Consider the following 15,419-nt stretch of genomic DNA (forward strand, 5'->3'; position numbering starts at 1 on the left):
GCGCGTCACATTCTGAAGATGCCGTAGGAGGGTTCGGGGATCGGCGCGTTCGACGCGGCGGCCAGGCCCATGCCGAGCACCCGGCGGGTGTCGGCGGGGTCGATGACACCGTCGTCCCAGAGCCGGGCGGTCGAGTAGTAGGGCGAGCCCTGCGCCTCGTACTGGTCGCGGATCGGGGCCTTGAAGGACTCCTCGTCCTCGGCCGACCACTCGCCGCCCTTGAGCTCGATGCCGTCGCGCTTGACGGTTGCCAGCACCGACGCCGCCTGCTCGCCACCCATCACCGAGATCCGGGCGTTGGGCCACATCCACAGGAAGCGCGGGTCGTAGGCGCGCCCGCACATGCCGTAGTTGCCGGCGCCGAACGAGCCGCCGATGACGACGGTGAACTTCGGGACCACCGAGCAGGCGACCGCGGTGACCAGCTTGGCGCCGTCGCGGGCGATGCCGCGGTTCTCGTACTCGCGGCCGACCATGAAGCCGGTGATGTTCTGCAGGAACACCAGCGGGACGCCGCGCTGGTTGCACAGCTCGATGAAGTGCGCGCCCTTGAGCGCGGACTCGCTGAAGAGGATGCCGTTGTTGGCGATGATCCCGACCGGGTGGCCCCAGATCCGGGCGAACCCGCAGACCAGGGTCTCGCCGTAGAGCTTCTTGAACTCGTGGAAGCGGCTGCCGTCGACGACCCGGCGGATCACCTCGCGCACGTCGTACGGCGTGCGGGTGTCGGCCGGGACGACGTCGTAGAGCGTCTCGGGGTCCTCGTGGGGCTCCTCGACGGGGTGCACCGGGATCGACCGGGTGACCGGGCGCTCGAAGGTGTCGACGATGCTGCGCACGATCGCGAGCGCGTGGGCGTCGTCCTCGGCGAGGTGGTCCACGACGCCGGAGGTGCGGGCGTGGACGTCGCCGCCGCCGAGCTCCTCGGCCGTCACGACCTCACCGGTCGCGGCCTTCACCAGCGGCGGACCGCCCAGGAAGATGGTGCCCTGCTCCTTGACGATGACGGTCTCGTCGGACATCGCCGGGACGTAGGCGCCGCCGGCGGTGCAGGAGCCCATCACGCTGGCGATCTGCGGGATGCCCTGCGCGGACAGGTTGGCCTGGTTGAAGAAGATCCGCCCGAAGTGCTCGCGGTCCGGGAAGACGTCGTCCTGCATCGGCAGGAACGCCCCGCCGGAGTCGACGAGATAGACGCACGGCAGGTGGTTGTCGGCCGCGACGGTCTGCGCCCGCAGGTGCTTCTTGACCGTCATCGGGTAGTAGGTGCCGCCCTTGACGGTCGCGTCGTTGGCCACGACCACCACCTCGCGGCCGCTCACCCGGCCGATGCCGGTCACGACGCCGGCGCTGGGGACGGCCTCCTCGCCAACGGGGGCACCGGGGGCGCCGTACATCCCCGTCGCCGCGAGCGGGCTGAGCTCGAGGAAGGGGCTTCCCGGGTCCAGGAGCCGGTCGACCCGGTCCCGGACGAGCAGCTTGCCGCGGTCGGTGTGCTTGGTGCGGGCCGCCTCGCTGCCGCCCTGGCGGGCCACGGCCAGCCGGTCTCGCAGCTCGTCGACGAGCGCCCTCATGTCCTGGCTCACGGGGCTAAGGTTAGCGACCGTTAACCAGTGCGTCCATGTGCCCGGCCGTGCCGCGGTGCTCAGCCGCGGCCGAAGAGCCTGCCGAAGAAGCCTCCGCCGCCGCTCGATCCGCTGGCGGCCGCCTTCTCGGCGGGCGAGTGCTGGCCGTTGCACCACTGACCGGCCGGGACGACGGCCTTCACCTGCGCGACGTGCTGGCCGCAACCGGCCCAGGTGGTCTTGCTGCAGGTCTTGCATCGGACTGCTCGGCACATGGTGGTTCTCCTTCTGTGGAGGTGGGTGACGGTCGGGAGCGGGGCGGTCAGCTGTGGGAGAAGCGGATGTCGGGCAGGAGCCGGGCCAGCCAGCCCGGGACCCACCATGCTGCCTTGCCCGTCAGCCGGAGCAGCACGGGCAGCAGGATGAGCCGGACGAGGAAGGCGTCGAGCAGGACGGCGGTCCCGAGGACGATCCCCATCTCCTTGGGCGGCAGCGGCCCGGAGAGCGCGAAGGTGAAGAACACCGCGACCATGACCGCCCCGGCCGCGAAGATGACGCGGCCGGAGTGGGCCAGCGACCCCACCATGGCGTCCCTCGGGTCTCCGGTGTGCTCGTAGTGCTCCTTGGCCGAGGCGAGCAGGAAGACGGTGTAGTCCATGGCGATGGCGAAGATCATCGCGAAGAAGAACACCGGGGCCCAGGCGTCCAGGAAGCCCTGGGACTCGAAGCCGAGGAAGCCCGCGCCCCAGCCCTCCTGGAAGACCAGCCTGGCGACACCGAAGGCCGCGGCCGTGGAGAGCAGGCTGGCCAGCGTCCCGAGCAGCGCGATCAACGGCGCCCGGAGGGCGACGAGCAGCAACAGAAAGCCGAGCGTCAGGATCACGCCGATCACCAGCGGGGTCGAGGCGTCGAGCTGGGACTTCAGGTCCAGGTTCTCCACCGCGGCACCCCCGACGACGGCCGAGGGCGGGAGGTCGGCGCGCAGCCGGTCGACGGTGTCGCCCAGCGTCGGGTCAGAGGGGTCGACGGTCGGGACGGCCTGGATCAGGACGTGGTCGGTGCCGTCGGCGGCGGGGGCCGGGGGCAGCGCGCCGGCCACCCCGGGATCCCCGGAGAGGACCTCGCTCGCCGCAGCGGCGTCGGCCTTGTCGGTCACGATCGTCAGGGTGCCCGGCGCGCCGTCGCCGAAGCCCTGCTGCACCAGGTCGTAGCCGACCCGGGCGGACGCATCCTCGGGCAGCACCTTGATCGAGGGCATCGCCGTCTTCAGCCCGAGGACCGGGGCGGCCAGGGCAAGCAGCACCACCAGTGAGGCGAGCCCGAACGCCACCGGGCGCCTCCACAGGCGCTCGCCCCACGCCTTGAACTTCGGCGAGGCGTGCTCGCCGGTGTGCACCCAGGGCAGGGAGAGCTTGTTGATCCGCTCATCGAGCCTGAACAGGACCAGGGGCAGCAGGGTCAGGGTGGCCGCCAGCACGAAGACGACCGACAGCATGATCCCGCCGGCCATCGAGCGGAAGGAGGGCGAGGGCACGAGCATCACCGCGGACAGCGAGATGAGCACCGTGGCGCCCGAGAGCAGGACGGCCTTGCCCGCGGTGTCCATCGTCTCGGCGATCGCCTGCCGAGGGGAGTCGTGGTCGCCCATCCTGGCGGCTCGGAAGCGGACGACGAGGAAGAGGGCGTAGTCGATGCCCAGGGCGAGCGCGAACATCATGGCGAAGTTCATCGCCCAGATCGAGACCGGGACGAGGTGGTTGATCAGCACCAGCGACCCGGCCGAGGCGACCAGACCCGACAGTGTCAGGAGCAGCGGCAGACCGGCGGCCACCAGGGCACCGAACGCCAGGACGAGGATCGCCAGCGTCACCGGCCACGAGAACATCTCCGACTTCAGCATGGCGCTGAGGTTGGCCTCGTTGAAGTCCGACCACAGCAGGGATGCCCCGGTCGGGTTGACCTGGATGCCCCGGGCGGAGAGGTCCTCCAGGGGGCCCTTGAGGTCGGTGGCGGCCCGGACCATTTCGTTGGTGTCCGCGCCGGCGCCGGCGAGGAGGATCGCGGTGGAGCCGTCCCTGCTCAGGGTCGCGCCGGGCTGGGGCTGGACGACCTCGGCGATCCGGGAGTCGGCTTCGAGCATCCGGGTCGCCTCAGCCAGGACCTGCTTGCCCGCCCCCTGGGTGACCGGTTGCCCGTCGGTCGCATGCACGACGACCTGGATCGCCGAGCTGGCGTTGCCCCCGAAGTGCTGCTGGGCCAGGTCGCGGGCAGCGACGGACTCCGAGCCGTCAGCCTGCCAGCCGGCACCGGACAGCTCGGCCTCGACGCGGGGGGCGAAGGCACCCAGGGCGACGACCACGAGCAGCCACACGAGCATGGTGCCGCGCGCGTGTTCGGCCACCCAGAGACCGAGGCGTCCCAAGGGTCCGGGGGTGGGCAGGGCGTGGTGCATGGGGGTCCTTTCGGGTCAGCCGTGTGCGAGCACGGCCTGGGTGGAGGTGACGAGAGCGGCCGCGAGGACCACGCCTGCGAAGGCGCGGGTCAGGCGGCCTTGGTTGACACGGGTGGCGACCCGCGCGCCGAGCACGGCGCCGAGCGAGGCCGCCAGGGCCAGGAGCAGCACCAGGCCCCAGGCGGGGTGGACCCCTGAGCCGGCGCGGAAGAGCAGGGATGCGGCGCTGGTGAGGGCGATCACCACCAGCGAGGTGCCGCCGGCCACGCGCGGAGCGAGGCCGAGGGCCAGCACCAGGGCGGGGACCACGACGAAGCCGCCGCCGACCCCGAGGAAACCCGTGAGGAGCCCCACGCCCGTGGCCGTCACCAGCACCTTGAGCGCACGGGGGCAGCGGCACACGAACGGGTGGAGCCCGATGATCGGCTCCTCGTCGGCGTCGCCGGGCTCGGGGAGCGGGCGGCGCGCGCGCAGCACCATCGACACCGCGACGACGACCATGAGGAGTGCGAACAGGCCGAGGAGCACCGGATCGGGGACGCGAGCGGCCAGGTGCGCACCCAGCCAGGCACCACCCAGGGCGACGGCACCGAAGCCCAGGCCGCGCCCGACGAGCACGTTGCCCCGGCGTCGGGCGGCCACCGCTCCCAGGGTCGCGCTGGTCCCGACCACGACCAGCGAACCGGTGGTCGCCTCCAGAGGCGTCTGACCCAGGGCGACGAGCACCGGCACCGCCAGCACCGAGCCACCGCCGCCCAGGGCACCGAGGGCGAGGCCGATGACGACACCCGCCACGGCAGCCAGGAGCGCAACGATCACGAGCTGAACGCGTTCTCGAACGTGTCGTCCACGGCCACGACCCGGCGCCCGGCCGCATCGAGCACGGAGGCTGCGACGGACGCCCGGTAGCCGCCGGCGCAGTGCACCCAGACCTCCCCGGCGGGCACGTCGTCGATCCGGTCGAGCAGCTCGTGGAGGGGGATGTTCACGGCGCCGTCGAGGCTGGCCTCGGCGAACTCAGAGGCACGACGCACGTCGAGGACCACCACCTCGCGGTGGTGGCGGACCTGGGCGAGGTCGGCGAAGCTCCCCGTCGGGAAGCCGGCCAGCCGGTCGGCCCACCGCTCGGGGCCGCCGGTCGCCGCGGCGGCCGGGCGCTCGATGCCGATCCGCACCAGCTCGCGCTGTGCCGCGGCGATGTCCTCGGCCCGGTCGGCCAGCAGCGTGAGCGGCGTCCCCCACGGGATCAACCAGCCCAGGTAGGTGACGAAGGGGCCCTCGAGGCCGAAGTTCAGGGTGCCCGGCGCGTGGCCGCGCGCGAACGCGGTCCGGTGGCGCAGGTCCACGACCCACTCCCCGGCGGCGATCCGACGGCGCAGCTCCTTGGCGTCGGCCGGCGCCGGGGGCTCCAGGGCGGGCGCGGCGGGACCGGCAAGGTTGGCCGGCGCCATGTGGGCGTAGTACGCCGGCCAGGCGTCCAGCCCGGCCAACAGCTCGTCCACCCAGGTCTCCTCGTCCTGGCGCAGGACCGGGTTGACCTCGCGCTCGCGACCGATGGTCGACTCGGTCGCCTCGGACTGGGTGGCCGAGCAGAAGGACCCGAACCCGTGCGTCGGGAGCACGCTCGCCCCGCAGGGCAGCAGGCTCGCCAGCCTGCGGGCCGAGGCGTACTGGTGGCGGACAAGGTCGTGGGTGTGCTCGGCGCCGAGCAGGTCGGGTCGACCCGTGTCGCCGTAGAGCAGCGACCCGCCCGAGAACACGGCCAAGGCCTCGTCGAGGTCGTCCACGCCGTCGGTGAGGACGAAGCTCAGGTGGCTGAAGGTGTGCCCGGGCGTGGCCACGGCCGTGACCCGCATGCGGTCGCCCACGTGGATCCGCGACCCCTCGCGCACCGGCGTGCGCTCGAAGGCGACGTCGTCGTCCTCGTTGACGAGGTACGTCGCTCCCGTGTGCCGTGCCAGGGCAAGGCCGCCGGTCACGTAGTCGTTGTGGATGTGGGTCTCGAAGACGTGGGTCAGCCGCACCCCGTGCTCGTCGAGCAGGGCCAGGACGCGGTCGATGTCGCGCTGCGGGTCCACGACGAAGGCGACCTCGCCGTCGTGCACCAGGTAGCTGCGGTCGCCCAGCGAGGGCGTCTCGATGGTCAGGATCGTCAGGTCACGGGTCACCGGCCGACCTCCAGGTCGCGACCCGAACGCGCCCACGCCGTGGTGCCCCCGCGCACGTTGACGGCCGGGATGCCCCGGTCCTCGAGGATCTCGGCGGCGACCCGGCTGCGGTTGCCGGAGGCACAGATGAGGTGGACAGGTCGGGCGGCGTCGAGCTCGCTCACCCGCACGGGGAGCTGACCGAGGGGCACCAACCGGGCCCCGGGCACATGTCCGGCGACGTACTCCTCGGCCTCGCGGACATCCACGAGGTGGGCACCGTCGCGCAGGGCCACGGCGAGCTGGTCGACATCGATCTCCGGCATGGTCCATCCCTTTCCGTTAATACCCCTAGGGGTATACATTGGTTCCAACATAACACCCCCTGGGGTATCGTCAAGTCCAGGACGAGGAGGACCCATCCATGAGTGCCATCACCCTGACCGCCGAGAACTTCGAACAGACCGTCACGGAGAACCAGATCGTGCTCGTCGACTTCTGGGCGTCGTGGTGCGGTCCGTGCCTCCAGTTCGCCCCGATCTACGAGGAGGCGGCGGTCGCCAACCCCGACGTGGTCTTCGGGTCGGTCGACACCGAGGCCGAGCAGCAGCTCGCCGCGGCGGCGCAGATCACCTCGATCCCGACCCTCATGGCCTTCAAGGAGGGCACCCTCGTCTTCGCGCAGCCGGGTGCCCTGCCCAAGGAGGCCCTCGCGCAGGTGCTCACCGCCGTCCGCGAGCTCGACATGGCCGAGGCACGCGCCGCCCAGGAGGACTGATGGAGCTCGACCCGCAGTACATGGGACCCGTCATCAACCGGATCAAGCGCGCCCAGGGCCAGCTGGCCGGCGTGCTCCGGATGCTCGAGGAGGGCCGCGAGTGCGAGGACGTCGTGACCCAGCTCGCCGCCGTCTCCAAGGCCCTGGACCGGGCCGGCTTCGCCATCGTGTCCACCGGCCTGCAGCAGTGCCTGACCCGCGGCGACGGCATCGACAGCCTCGACGTGAAGAAGATGGAGAAGCTCTTCCTCTCCCTCGCGTAGCCGACTCGATTCCCGGGTGCGTTAACGACCGCTAACCTAGATCGCGTGACCATCGAGGCGACCGACAGCGCGCCGCCGCCCGAGACCCCGCCGACCCGTCGCGAGCAGATCCTCGCCACGGCGGCCGAGCTCTTCGCGGCGCGCGGCTTCCACGGCGTCTCGGTCGCCGACCTCGGTGCCGCCTGCGGGATCTCCGGTCCCGCCCTCTACAAGCACTTCGTCTCCAAGGACGCCGTGCTCGCCGAGATGCTGGTCTCGATCAGCCAGGAGCTGCTCACCGTCGGCGAGCAGCGGGTCGCGCAGTCCGCGGACGCCCCCGGGGCGATCGGCGCCCTCGTGGAGTGGCACATCGACTTCGCGCTGCGGCACCGCCCGCTCATCGTGGTCCAGGACCGCGACTGGCAGTCGCTGCCGAGCGAGGCCCGCGAGCGGGTCCGGGCCCTCCAGCGGGAGTACGTCGACCTCTGGGCCGGACAGCTCCGGCGGGTCCACGCCGAGCTCGACCAGGACGGCGCCCGGGCGATGGCGCACGCGGCGTTCGGCCTGATCAACTCGACCCCGCACAGCGGCCTGCTGCCCGACCTGCCCATGCACGACCTGCTCCGCCAGATGGCCCTCGGCGCGCTCGGCGTCCCCGACGCCCGCTGAGTCGTCGCGGGGCGCACCTCAGAAGAGGTGGCCCACGGGCGCGTCGGCGTCCTCCGGGTCGTGGACCAGGTCGAGCACCCGCGCCGCCCGCAGCGCCGCGTCGAGACCGGCCTCGACGTCGCGCTCTGCGTCGTCGTCCGCAGGGGTGTCGTCGGAGCGCTGGTGGAGCCGGGCGAGGAGCTCGTCGCGCGGCAGCCCGCGGAGCTGGAGCAGCACGAACGGGTCGGCCTCGACCAGCCACGCGAGCTGGTAGAGGACCGCCAGCGCGTGCACGCACGGGTCGACCCAGGCCTCGCACGGGCAGCTGGAGCCGAGCTCGCCGCCGTAGGGCAGCAGCTCGACCCCCGACTCCTCCGCGTGCTCGACCAGGTCGTGCGGCAGGTCGCCGCCGAGCAGGGTGGCCACCCGACCGGACTCCGCGGCGACGGTCTCGACGAGGGCCTCCGTGGCGGCGTCGTCGAGGACCGGGACCGTCCCGGCGACGGTCCACAGGCCGTGGTCGTCCTCCACGGCCGCCACGAACCCACCCGGCTGGGTCGTGATGCCGCCGATCCGGCCCGAGCGGGACAGGGCGCGGGCACGCGCCAGGTCGGCCTCGGCGTACGCCGCCTCCTCGACCGCCCGCACCCAGGCCTTGCCCCACCAGCGGGTCGCCCGGGCCGCACCACGACGTGCGGCCACGCGCGGGTGCACGACCGGGCCGGCCATCAGTCGCTCCGCAGGGTGACGAAGTCGCGCAGGTCGTCGTTGCTGAGCTCGGTGAGCGCCGCCTCGCCGCGGGCCAGGACCGCGTCGGCCAGCGCCCGCTTGCGGGAGAGCAGCTCGGCGATCCGCTCCTCGATCGTGCCCTTCGTGACGAGCCGGTGGACCTGGACCGGCCGGGTCTGCCCGATCCGGTAGGCCCGGTCGGTCGCCTGCTCCTCGACGGCGGGGTTCCACCAGCGGTCGAAGTGGATGACGTGGTCGGCGCGGGTGAGGTTGAGGCCGGTGCCGCCGGCCTTGAGCGAGAGCAGGAAGACCGGGACGGGCTGCTCGTCGGGCGCGGACTGGAAGCGGCGCACCATCGCCTCCCGCTCGCGGACCGGTGTGCCGCCGTGGAGGAACTGGTGGGGGATGCCGGCCGCGGTCAGGTGGCTCTCCAGCAGCCGGGCCATGGCGACGTACTGGGTGAAGATCAGCACCGCGCCGTCCTCGGCCAGCACGGTGCCGAGCAGCTCGTCGAGGAGGTCGAGCTTCTCCGAGCGCCCGGCCAGCCGGCTCGACGCCTGCTTCAGGAAGTGGGCGGGGTGGTTGCAGATCTGCTTGAGACCGGTCAGCAGGGCCAGGACCAGGCCGCGTCGCATCTCCTCGTCGGCGCGCTCGATGCGGTCCATCGTGTCGCGGACGAACGCCTCGTAGAGCACGACCTGCTCGCGGGTCAGCCCCAGCGGGTGGTCGGTCTCGGTCTTGGCCGGCAGCTCGGGGGCGATCCCGGGGTCGGACTTCTTGCGGCGCAGCAGGAAGGGCTGGATCAGGTCGCCGAACTGGCGGGCCTTGGTGGGCTCGTGACCCGACTCGATGGGCCCGGCCCAGACCTTGCGGAAGGCCATCCGGCTGCCGAGCAGGCCCGGGGTGGCCCAGTCGAGGATCGCCCAGAGCTCGGTGAGGTTGTTCTCGACCGGGGTGCCGGTCAGGGCGACGCGCGCCCGGCTCGGGATCGCCCGCAGCCCGCGGGCCGTCGAGGAGCGGGCGTTCTTGACGTGCTGGGCCTCGTCGGCCACCACGAGGTCCCACCCGACGCCGGCCAGGGTCTCGTGGTCGACCCGCATGGTGCCGTAGGTGGTGAGCACGAACCCCGGGTCGCTCCGGTGGTCGACCCCTTCCCGGTGGTCGAGCTCGTCGAGACCCTCGAGCGAGCGCTGCGTCCCGTGGAACCGGCGGACGGGCACGCCGGGGGCGAACCGCTCGATCTCGGCCTCCCAGTTGCCGAGCAGGCTCGCGGGGCACACGACCAGCGTCGGCCCGGTCGCGCCGTGCTGGTGGCGGTGGAGGTGCAGCGCGATGAGCGTGACGGTCTTGCCCAGGCCCATGTCGTCGGCCAGGCAGGCGCCCAGGCCGAGGGAGGTCATCTCCACCAGCCAGGTCAGCCCGTGGAGCTGGTAGTCGCGCAGCGTGGCCTCGAGCCCGGCAGGCGGCTCGACCGGCGCCCGGGTGGCGGCGGTGACCAGCTCCTCGCGGACCTTGAGCAGCGAGGCCCCCACGACGACCTGCTCCTCCGCCTGCTCGACCTGGACCACCCCGGTCAGCGCCGCCGCGACCGCCTCGACCGGCTTGACCGTCCGGACCAGCCGCTTGCGGGCCTTCCGGGCGATCGCGGGGTCGATGACCGTCCAGTTGCCGCGCAGCTTGAGGATCGGGGTCGCCGAGCTGGCGAGCTGGTCCATCTCCTCCTCGGTGAGCGAGTCGCCGTGGAGCGCGATCTGCCAGTTGAAGGCGAAGAGGGTCTCGGGTCCGAACATCGTCGGCACGAGGTCGCCCTCGCGGGGCGGACCGGGCGCCCTGGCCCGGTCGAGGACGGTGGTGGCGGTGAGGTCGCGGCCCAGGCTCCTGGGCCACATCACGTCGACGCCACGCTCCTTGAGCGCACCGACCCCGACGTCGAGGAGGCTGACGAGCTCGTCGGTGTCGAGCGTGATCTCGTCGGGCACCCGCAGCTCCAGGAGCCGGTCGAGCACGGGCCAGGCATCAGCGGCGGCCCGCAGGGCGATGCTGGCGTGGGTGCGGGCGCGGGCGCCGAACCCGTGGCTGGCGCCCGGTCCCGACTCGGTCCAGAGCACCCCGGCGTCGCAGACCATGAGGTGGTTGCGCTCGTCGTGCACCTGGAGCACGAGGCGCACCGCCCCGGCGACCAGCTCCTCCTCGTCCGCCTCGACCCGGAGCGAGAGGGTCACGAGGTGGGGACGGTCGTCGGCCGCCAGCGAGCGGTGGCGGTCGATCCGGGCCTGGAGCCGGGCGGCGTAGTCGTCGGAGGGACCGCGGCGCCGCGGTGTGGGACGGCCGGCCCTGGGTGTGTTGCCCGCGACCGGGGCGCTGCGCGGCATCGCGTCGGCGACTGCGTCGAGCACCTGCCGGATGAGTCCCTCCGCCCCGGCGGCGTCGAGGGCACCGTGGGCCGTCGACCTCGCCAGCATCTCCAGCCGGTCGGTGTCGTCGTCGCCGAGCTCGGTGACCCGCCAGCTCCGGGCCTCGGGCGCGGGCTCGAACTTGCCGGCGGCCACCAGCCTCATCCCGAGCAGCACCGCCCCGGAGAGCAGTCCGACCGAGGGGTGCAGGTCGTCACGCGCGTGCGCCTTGGTGAGCACCGGCAGCGCCGCCCGGATCGGCAGCGCCACGGTCCTCCGGTCGTCGCTGAACTCGACGACTCCCTCGCGCGGCGGATCCGCGGCCCGGAAGGTCGCCGGCCCGGTGACGGGGACGAAGGACAAGCGGGCCTCCAGACGGGCGGGCGCGGTGCGGGACTCAGACGCTAACGGGCGCCGGGGACAGTTCGTTCCTCGAGACCTCTCGTGTGGCCCGGTTAGGCTCGAGGACATGAGCCTCCTCGAGCACCCGATCGCCCGCCTCGACGGCACCGAGTCCACCCTCGGCGACATCACCGGCGGCAAGCCCGCGCTCCTGGTCAACGTCGCCAGCAAGTGCGGGCTGACGCCGCAGTACACCGCCCTCGAGCAGCTGCAGGCGGACTACGCCGCCCACGGCTTCACCGTGGTGGGCCTGCCCTGCAACCAGTTCGGCGGCCAGGAGCCCGGCAGCTCGGAGGAGATCGCGGAGTTCTGCTCCGCCACGTACGGCGTGAGCTTCCCGCTGACCGAGAAGATCGAGGTCAACGGCGACGAGCGGCACCCCATCTACGACGCCCTGGTGCAGGTCCCCAACGAGAAGGGCGAGGCCGGCGACATCACCTGGAACTTCGAGAAGTTCCTCATCGACGGCGACGGCACCGTCGTGGCCCGCTTCAACCCCGGCATCCAGCCCGACGACGACCTCGTCGTGCAGGCGATCCAGCAGCTCATCGCCTGAGGAGATCCGTCGGCTGGCCGACGAATCTCCTGCCCCTCTGACGTGTGACGGCCGACCCATTTCAAGGGCGCCGCACGGCGGATCCCCGCGGGGATCCGCCGTTTCGTGAGGTGGGCCACTCACCCGGAACTTGCACCCGGCAGCCCCTTTGGTCACGGTGGAAGATCAAGTTCTGCAGCGCGACTCACGCAGCGCGCCTTTCCGGGAGGCCGGACCCACGTCCGCGCACCCGCCTCGACTCTCGGTGCCAGCAGCACGTCCGTCGACCGAAAGGTTCCGCCGTGACCCACACTCGTCACCCAGACCATCCCGACCACCGCCCCGAGACTCGCGCGACCGCCGACACGGCGGGCCGGGTCGGGACGCACACCGACGTCCTCGAGCTGCCCGCGGCCACGCGGCCGGGGGGCCCGATCCGTCGACGCGAGATCGTCGCCGTGATCGACCCCGTCTGGTCCGCACCGGACGGCGACGTCAACACCCCCGTGCGGCCCGAGCCCGCGACGGTCCGGGCCGCCGCCGAGCGGCTCACCCGCCACCTGCAGCCCGGCGAGATCGTCGCCGCGACGCCCGCGGGCAAGCTGGTCCTCCGGCTCCGCCACGAGGACCGGGCCGCCCGTCCGGTGCGGCTGCAGGAGATGGCCTACCACGCCATCGAGGTCTTCGACGTGCTCACCGACCAGCTGGACGACCGGACCGACCGGGCCGGGGTGACCGACCTCGGTGTCGGCTGGGCGCCGATCACCCGCAAGCAGGACGCCCGCTCCGCCGAGGAGCACGCGACCACGGCGGCGGCCGAGTCGACCCGCCAGCGCGACCTGCAGCCGCGCCAGCTGGGCCTGCACGTCAACCAGCGCACGCCGGTGATCAACCGCTTCACGGTCAGCCGCCAGGTCCTCGCCGCGACGGTCGGCACCATCGTGGTGCCGTTCCTCCTGCTCGTGGCCTTCTACGCCATCGGCCTGGACATCTCCGGCGCGGTCTACTGGGTGCTGGTCGGCGCGCTGGGCCTGACCGCCCTGACGATCTGGACCGAGTGCTCCTTCGCACTGGATCCGCCGAAGCTGCCCGACGCCACCGGTGAGCCGGCGCCCCGCGCGACGGCCGTCATCGCGGCGTACCTCCCCAACGAGGCGGACACGATCGTCGAGACCGTGCACCGCTTCCTCGACCAGGGCTACTCCGGCGGGCTGCAGATCGTGCTCGCCTACAACACCCCCGTCCCGCTGGACGTCGAGGGCGAGCTCCGCGCGCTCGAGCTCGAGCACGAGGACCTCACCGTGCTCAAGGTCGCCGACAGCACCTCCAAGGCGCAGAACGTCAACGCCGCGCTCAGCGTGGCCGAGGGCGAGTTCGTGGGCATCTTCGACGCCGACCACCACCCCGCGCCGGGCTCCTTCGACCGCGCCTGGCGCTGGATCGGCGACCCCGAGGACCCCGCCGACGTCGTCCAGGGGCACTGCGTGATCCGCAACGGCGCCGACTCCGCGATGGCCAAGCTCGTCGCCGTCGAGTTCGAGCAGATCTACGCCGTGGCCCACCCGGGCCGCGCCGCGGCCTTCGGGTTCGGCATCTTCGGCGGCTCCAACGGCTACTGGCGCGCCTCGGCCCTGGAGCGGATCCGCCTGCGCGGCTCCTTCCTCACCGAGGACATCGAGGCCTCCATGCGCGTGCTCGAGGCCGGCGGCCGGATCGTCAACGACCCCGGCCTGGTCAGCCACGAGCTGGCCCCCGACACCCCCAAGGCCCTCTGGAACCAGCGGATCCGCTGGGCCCAGGGCTGGTTCCAGGTCTCGATGCGGCACTTGGTCTCGACCCTGCGCTCCTCCCACCTGGGGCTGCGCCAGAAGCTCGGCGTCGTCTACCTGCTGGGCTGGCGCGAGGTCTACCCCTGGATCGCCATGTCCGCGTGGCCGCTGCTCGGCTTCCTCGCCTGGCGCGACGGCGGGATCGACATGGGCTCGCCCATGTTCCTGCTGATCTCGCTGTTCGTGACCGTCTCCGGTCCGCTCCAGACGCTCGCCGCGTGGCGCCTCGCCGCGCCGGAGATGCGCCGGCACCCGCGGTGGTTCGTCATGGCCGCGATCGCCAACCTCGTCTTCTACACCGAGGCCAAGAACCTCGTGAACCGCGTCGCCCAGCTCAAGCAGATGCGCGGTGAGCACCAGTGGGTGGTCACCCCGCGCACGGCCAGCAGCGCCGGCACCAGCGACGCCCCCGCCGACTCCACCTCCCAGGAGGTCGCAGCATGACGGTCACCCAGCTCCATCCCCGACGCCCGGAACCCACCGAGGCGCAGCCCGCTCCCGCACGACCGGTCTACCCCCTCGGCTGGCTGCGTGGTCTCGCGGCGCTGTTCGTGGTGTTCTTCCACGCCTACCAGAACAACCGGACCGGGCCGACGTACGTCTGGCCGTGGTCGGGCACGGCACACCAGCTGATGCTCGGCACCGACCTGTTCGTGGACATGTTCTTCGTGCTCTCCGGCCTGGTCCTGTGGCTGCCGGTCGCCCGCGCCGCCGCCGAGGGCCGCGAAGGGCGCCCTGGCCGGGTGCTGCTCTACCGCCGGCTCGCGCGGCTCGTGCCGCTCTACTTCACGATCGTGCTGATCGTGTGGGGCCTCACCAACCCCGTGTGGCCCGGCCACTGGCAGGACCTGCTGACGCACCTGACGTTCACGCACGTCTACACCGACACCTACATCTTCTGGACCGACGGACCCGCCTGGTCGCTCGCCGTCGAGTTCCACTTCTACGTGCTGATGGCCCTGGCCGTGCCGTTCGTCAACCGCGCGGTGCGCCGTACGACGTCGCGCGCCGGCCGCCTGGCGGTCGTCTCCGTGCTGCCCGTGCTGGCCGCGGTCGTCGGCCTGGGCGACCTGCTGTGGTCGATCGTGCTGACCGACCAGGATCCGACCAACTGGTCGGTGTGGTTCTCACCGCTGTCCCGCGGCGCCGACTTCGGCATCGGCATGGGTCTCGCGGTCCTCGCCGCGGCCGGCGTACGGCTCGGCCGACCGGCCCGGATCGCCGCGGTCGTCGTCGGCCTCGCTGCCACCGGCGTGCTGGTGATGACCCGCCCGTTCGACTCCAACGCGACCGAGTGGTGGCACCCGCTCTACGCCCTCACCCTCGCCGTCGCGATGTCCGCGATCGTGCTCCACGACGGCCCGTGGCCCCGGGTCCTGGACTGGAAGCCGCTGGCCTGGGTCGGCGGGCTGGGCTACGGCGTCTATCTCCTGCACGAGCCCGTCATGCGCCTCGTCGGCTGGATGGGGCTGCTGCCCGCGGCCCGTCCGGGGGCGTGGTTCATCATCACGTTCGCGATCGTGATCGGCCCGAGCCTGGCGCTGGCCTGGCTGAGCTCGCGCACCGTCGAGGCCGCCGGACTGCGGATGCTCAGCATGATCGACAAGGACGGCCGGCCGCGCGACTACTACGCACACCTCACGCCGGACGCCCTGGAGCAGGACGACTCCGAGGAGCCCGCGCGGGCCTGACCGCCCCG

Annotated in this window: 14 protein-coding genes; 6 read left to right on the plus strand and 8 right to left on the minus strand. The window is 72.4% G+C overall.

Translation table 11 applies throughout. The features are described 5' to 3' along the window. Window positions 1-5: 5 nt before the first annotated feature. From FB382_RS19245 to FB382_RS21870, 6 genes are all read right to left on the minus strand, one after another. Complete coding sequence (locus FB382_RS19245; RefSeq protein ID WP_182541258.1) at window positions 6-1,586, minus strand: carboxyl transferase domain-containing protein; 1,581 nt, start codon at window positions 1,584-1,586, stop codon at window positions 6-8. A 59-nt stretch (window positions 1,587-1,645) separates the two neighbouring features. After that, on the minus strand, window positions 1,646-1,840 hold the full coding sequence (locus FB382_RS19250) for a hypothetical protein (RefSeq protein ID WP_182541259.1): 195 nt from the start codon (window positions 1,838-1,840) through the stop codon (window positions 1,646-1,648). Between the two features lie 47 nt (window positions 1,841-1,887). Further along, complete coding sequence (locus FB382_RS19255) at window positions 1,888-3,966, minus strand: MMPL family transporter (protein WP_343055668.1); 2,079 nt, start codon at window positions 3,964-3,966, stop codon at window positions 1,888-1,890. A gap of 66 nt (window positions 3,967-4,032) precedes the next feature. Further along, window positions 4,033-4,836 carry a sulfite exporter TauE/SafE family protein gene (locus FB382_RS19260; RefSeq protein ID WP_343055669.1) on the minus strand — a complete coding sequence of 268 codons (804 nt, stop codon included), beginning with the start codon at window positions 4,834-4,836 and terminating at the stop codon, window positions 4,033-4,035. Next, complete coding sequence (locus tag FB382_RS19265; protein WP_220481929.1) at window positions 4,833-6,185, minus strand: rhodanese-like domain-containing protein; 1,353 nt, start codon at window positions 6,183-6,185, stop codon at window positions 4,833-4,835. Before FB382_RS19265 ends, FB382_RS19260 begins: the two co-directional genes overlap by 4 nt. Next, window positions 6,182-6,490, minus strand: coding sequence for a rhodanese-like domain-containing protein (locus FB382_RS21870; protein ID WP_220481926.1), 309 nt, complete (start codon window positions 6,488-6,490; stop codon window positions 6,182-6,184). Before FB382_RS21870 ends, FB382_RS19265 begins: the two co-directional genes overlap by 4 nt. A gap of 98 nt (window positions 6,491-6,588) precedes the next feature. Between FB382_RS21870 and trxA the strand changes: the two genes are divergently transcribed. From trxA to FB382_RS19280, 3 genes are read left to right on the plus strand one after another with little or no spacing between them, the layout of a single operon-like run. After that, window positions 6,589-6,942 (plus strand): thioredoxin, encoded by a 354-nt coding sequence (trxA, locus tag FB382_RS19270; RefSeq protein WP_182541262.1) that lies wholly within the window; start codon window positions 6,589-6,591, stop codon window positions 6,940-6,942. Further along, window positions 6,942-7,205: a metal-sensitive transcriptional regulator gene (locus tag FB382_RS19275; RefSeq protein WP_182541263.1), complete on the plus strand. Its 264-nt coding sequence runs from the start codon at window positions 6,942-6,944 to the stop codon at window positions 7,203-7,205. Before trxA ends, FB382_RS19275 begins: the two co-directional genes overlap by 1 nt. Window positions 7,206-7,250: 45 nt before the next feature. Then, window positions 7,251-7,853: an SACE_7040 family transcriptional regulator gene (locus tag FB382_RS19280; RefSeq protein ID WP_343055670.1), complete on the plus strand. Its 603-nt coding sequence runs from the start codon at window positions 7,251-7,253 to the stop codon at window positions 7,851-7,853. Window positions 7,854-7,871: 18 nt separating this feature from the next. Here FB382_RS19280 and FB382_RS19285 read toward each other — a convergent pair whose 3' ends face one another. Further along, a complete protein-coding gene (locus FB382_RS19285; RefSeq protein ID WP_182541264.1) occupies window positions 7,872-8,561 on the minus strand; it encodes an SWIM zinc finger family protein in 690 nt (229 codons plus the stop codon). Continuing rightward, complete coding sequence (locus FB382_RS19290; protein WP_246377257.1) at window positions 8,561-11,317, minus strand: DEAD/DEAH box helicase; 2,757 nt, start codon at window positions 11,315-11,317, stop codon at window positions 8,561-8,563. The genes FB382_RS19285 and FB382_RS19290 overlap by 1 nt, the downstream gene beginning before the upstream one ends. 106 nt (window positions 11,318-11,423) lie before the next feature. On the opposite strand from FB382_RS19290, the gene FB382_RS19295 reads away from it, so the two are divergent. From FB382_RS19295 to FB382_RS19305, 3 genes are all read left to right on the plus strand, one after another. Continuing rightward, window positions 11,424-11,912: a glutathione peroxidase gene (locus FB382_RS19295; protein WP_182541266.1), complete on the plus strand. Its 489-nt coding sequence runs from the start codon at window positions 11,424-11,426 to the stop codon at window positions 11,910-11,912. 281 nt (window positions 11,913-12,193) lie between these two features. Further along, the gene (locus FB382_RS19300) at window positions 12,194-14,164 is read left to right on the plus strand and encodes a glycosyltransferase family 2 protein (RefSeq protein WP_182541267.1); all 1,971 of its coding nucleotides are present in this window, start codon (window positions 12,194-12,196) and stop codon (window positions 14,162-14,164) included. After that, complete coding sequence (locus FB382_RS19305; RefSeq protein WP_182541268.1) at window positions 14,161-15,411, plus strand: acyltransferase family protein; 1,251 nt, start codon at window positions 14,161-14,163, stop codon at window positions 15,409-15,411. The genes FB382_RS19300 and FB382_RS19305 overlap by 4 nt, the downstream gene beginning before the upstream one ends. Window positions 15,412-15,419: the final 8 nt, after the last annotated feature.

It is taken from the genome of Nocardioides ginsengisegetis (genome assembly GCF_014138045.1).
Lineage (GTDB): Bacteria > Actinomycetota > Actinomycetes > Propionibacteriales > Nocardioidaceae > Nocardioides > Nocardioides ginsengisegetis.

Excerpts from the sequence above, each read along its gene's own strand:
- FB382_RS19275 (WP_182541263.1), top strand. The coding sequence starts at position 6,942 with ATGGAGCTCGACCCGCAGTACATGGGACCCGTCATCAACCGGATCAAG.
- trxA (WP_182541262.1), top strand. The coding sequence starts at position 6,589 with ATGAGTGCCATCACCCTGACCGCCGAGAACTTCGAACAGACCGTCACG.
- FB382_RS19250 (WP_182541259.1), bottom strand. The coding sequence starts at position 1,840 with ATGTGCCGAGCAGTCCGATGCAAGACCTGCAGCAAGACCACCTGGGCC.
- FB382_RS21870 (WP_220481926.1), bottom strand. The coding sequence starts at position 6,490 with ATGCCGGAGATCGATGTCGACCAGCTCGCCGTGGCCCTGCGCGACGGT.
- FB382_RS19285 (WP_182541264.1), bottom strand. The coding sequence starts at position 8,561 with ATGGCCGGCCCGGTCGTGCACCCGCGCGTGGCCGCACGTCGTGGTGCG.
- FB382_RS19305 (WP_182541268.1), top strand. The coding sequence starts at position 14,161 with ATGACGGTCACCCAGCTCCATCCCCGACGCCCGGAACCCACCGAGGCG.
- FB382_RS19295 (WP_182541266.1), top strand. The coding sequence starts at position 11,424 with ATGAGCCTCCTCGAGCACCCGATCGCCCGCCTCGACGGCACCGAGTCC.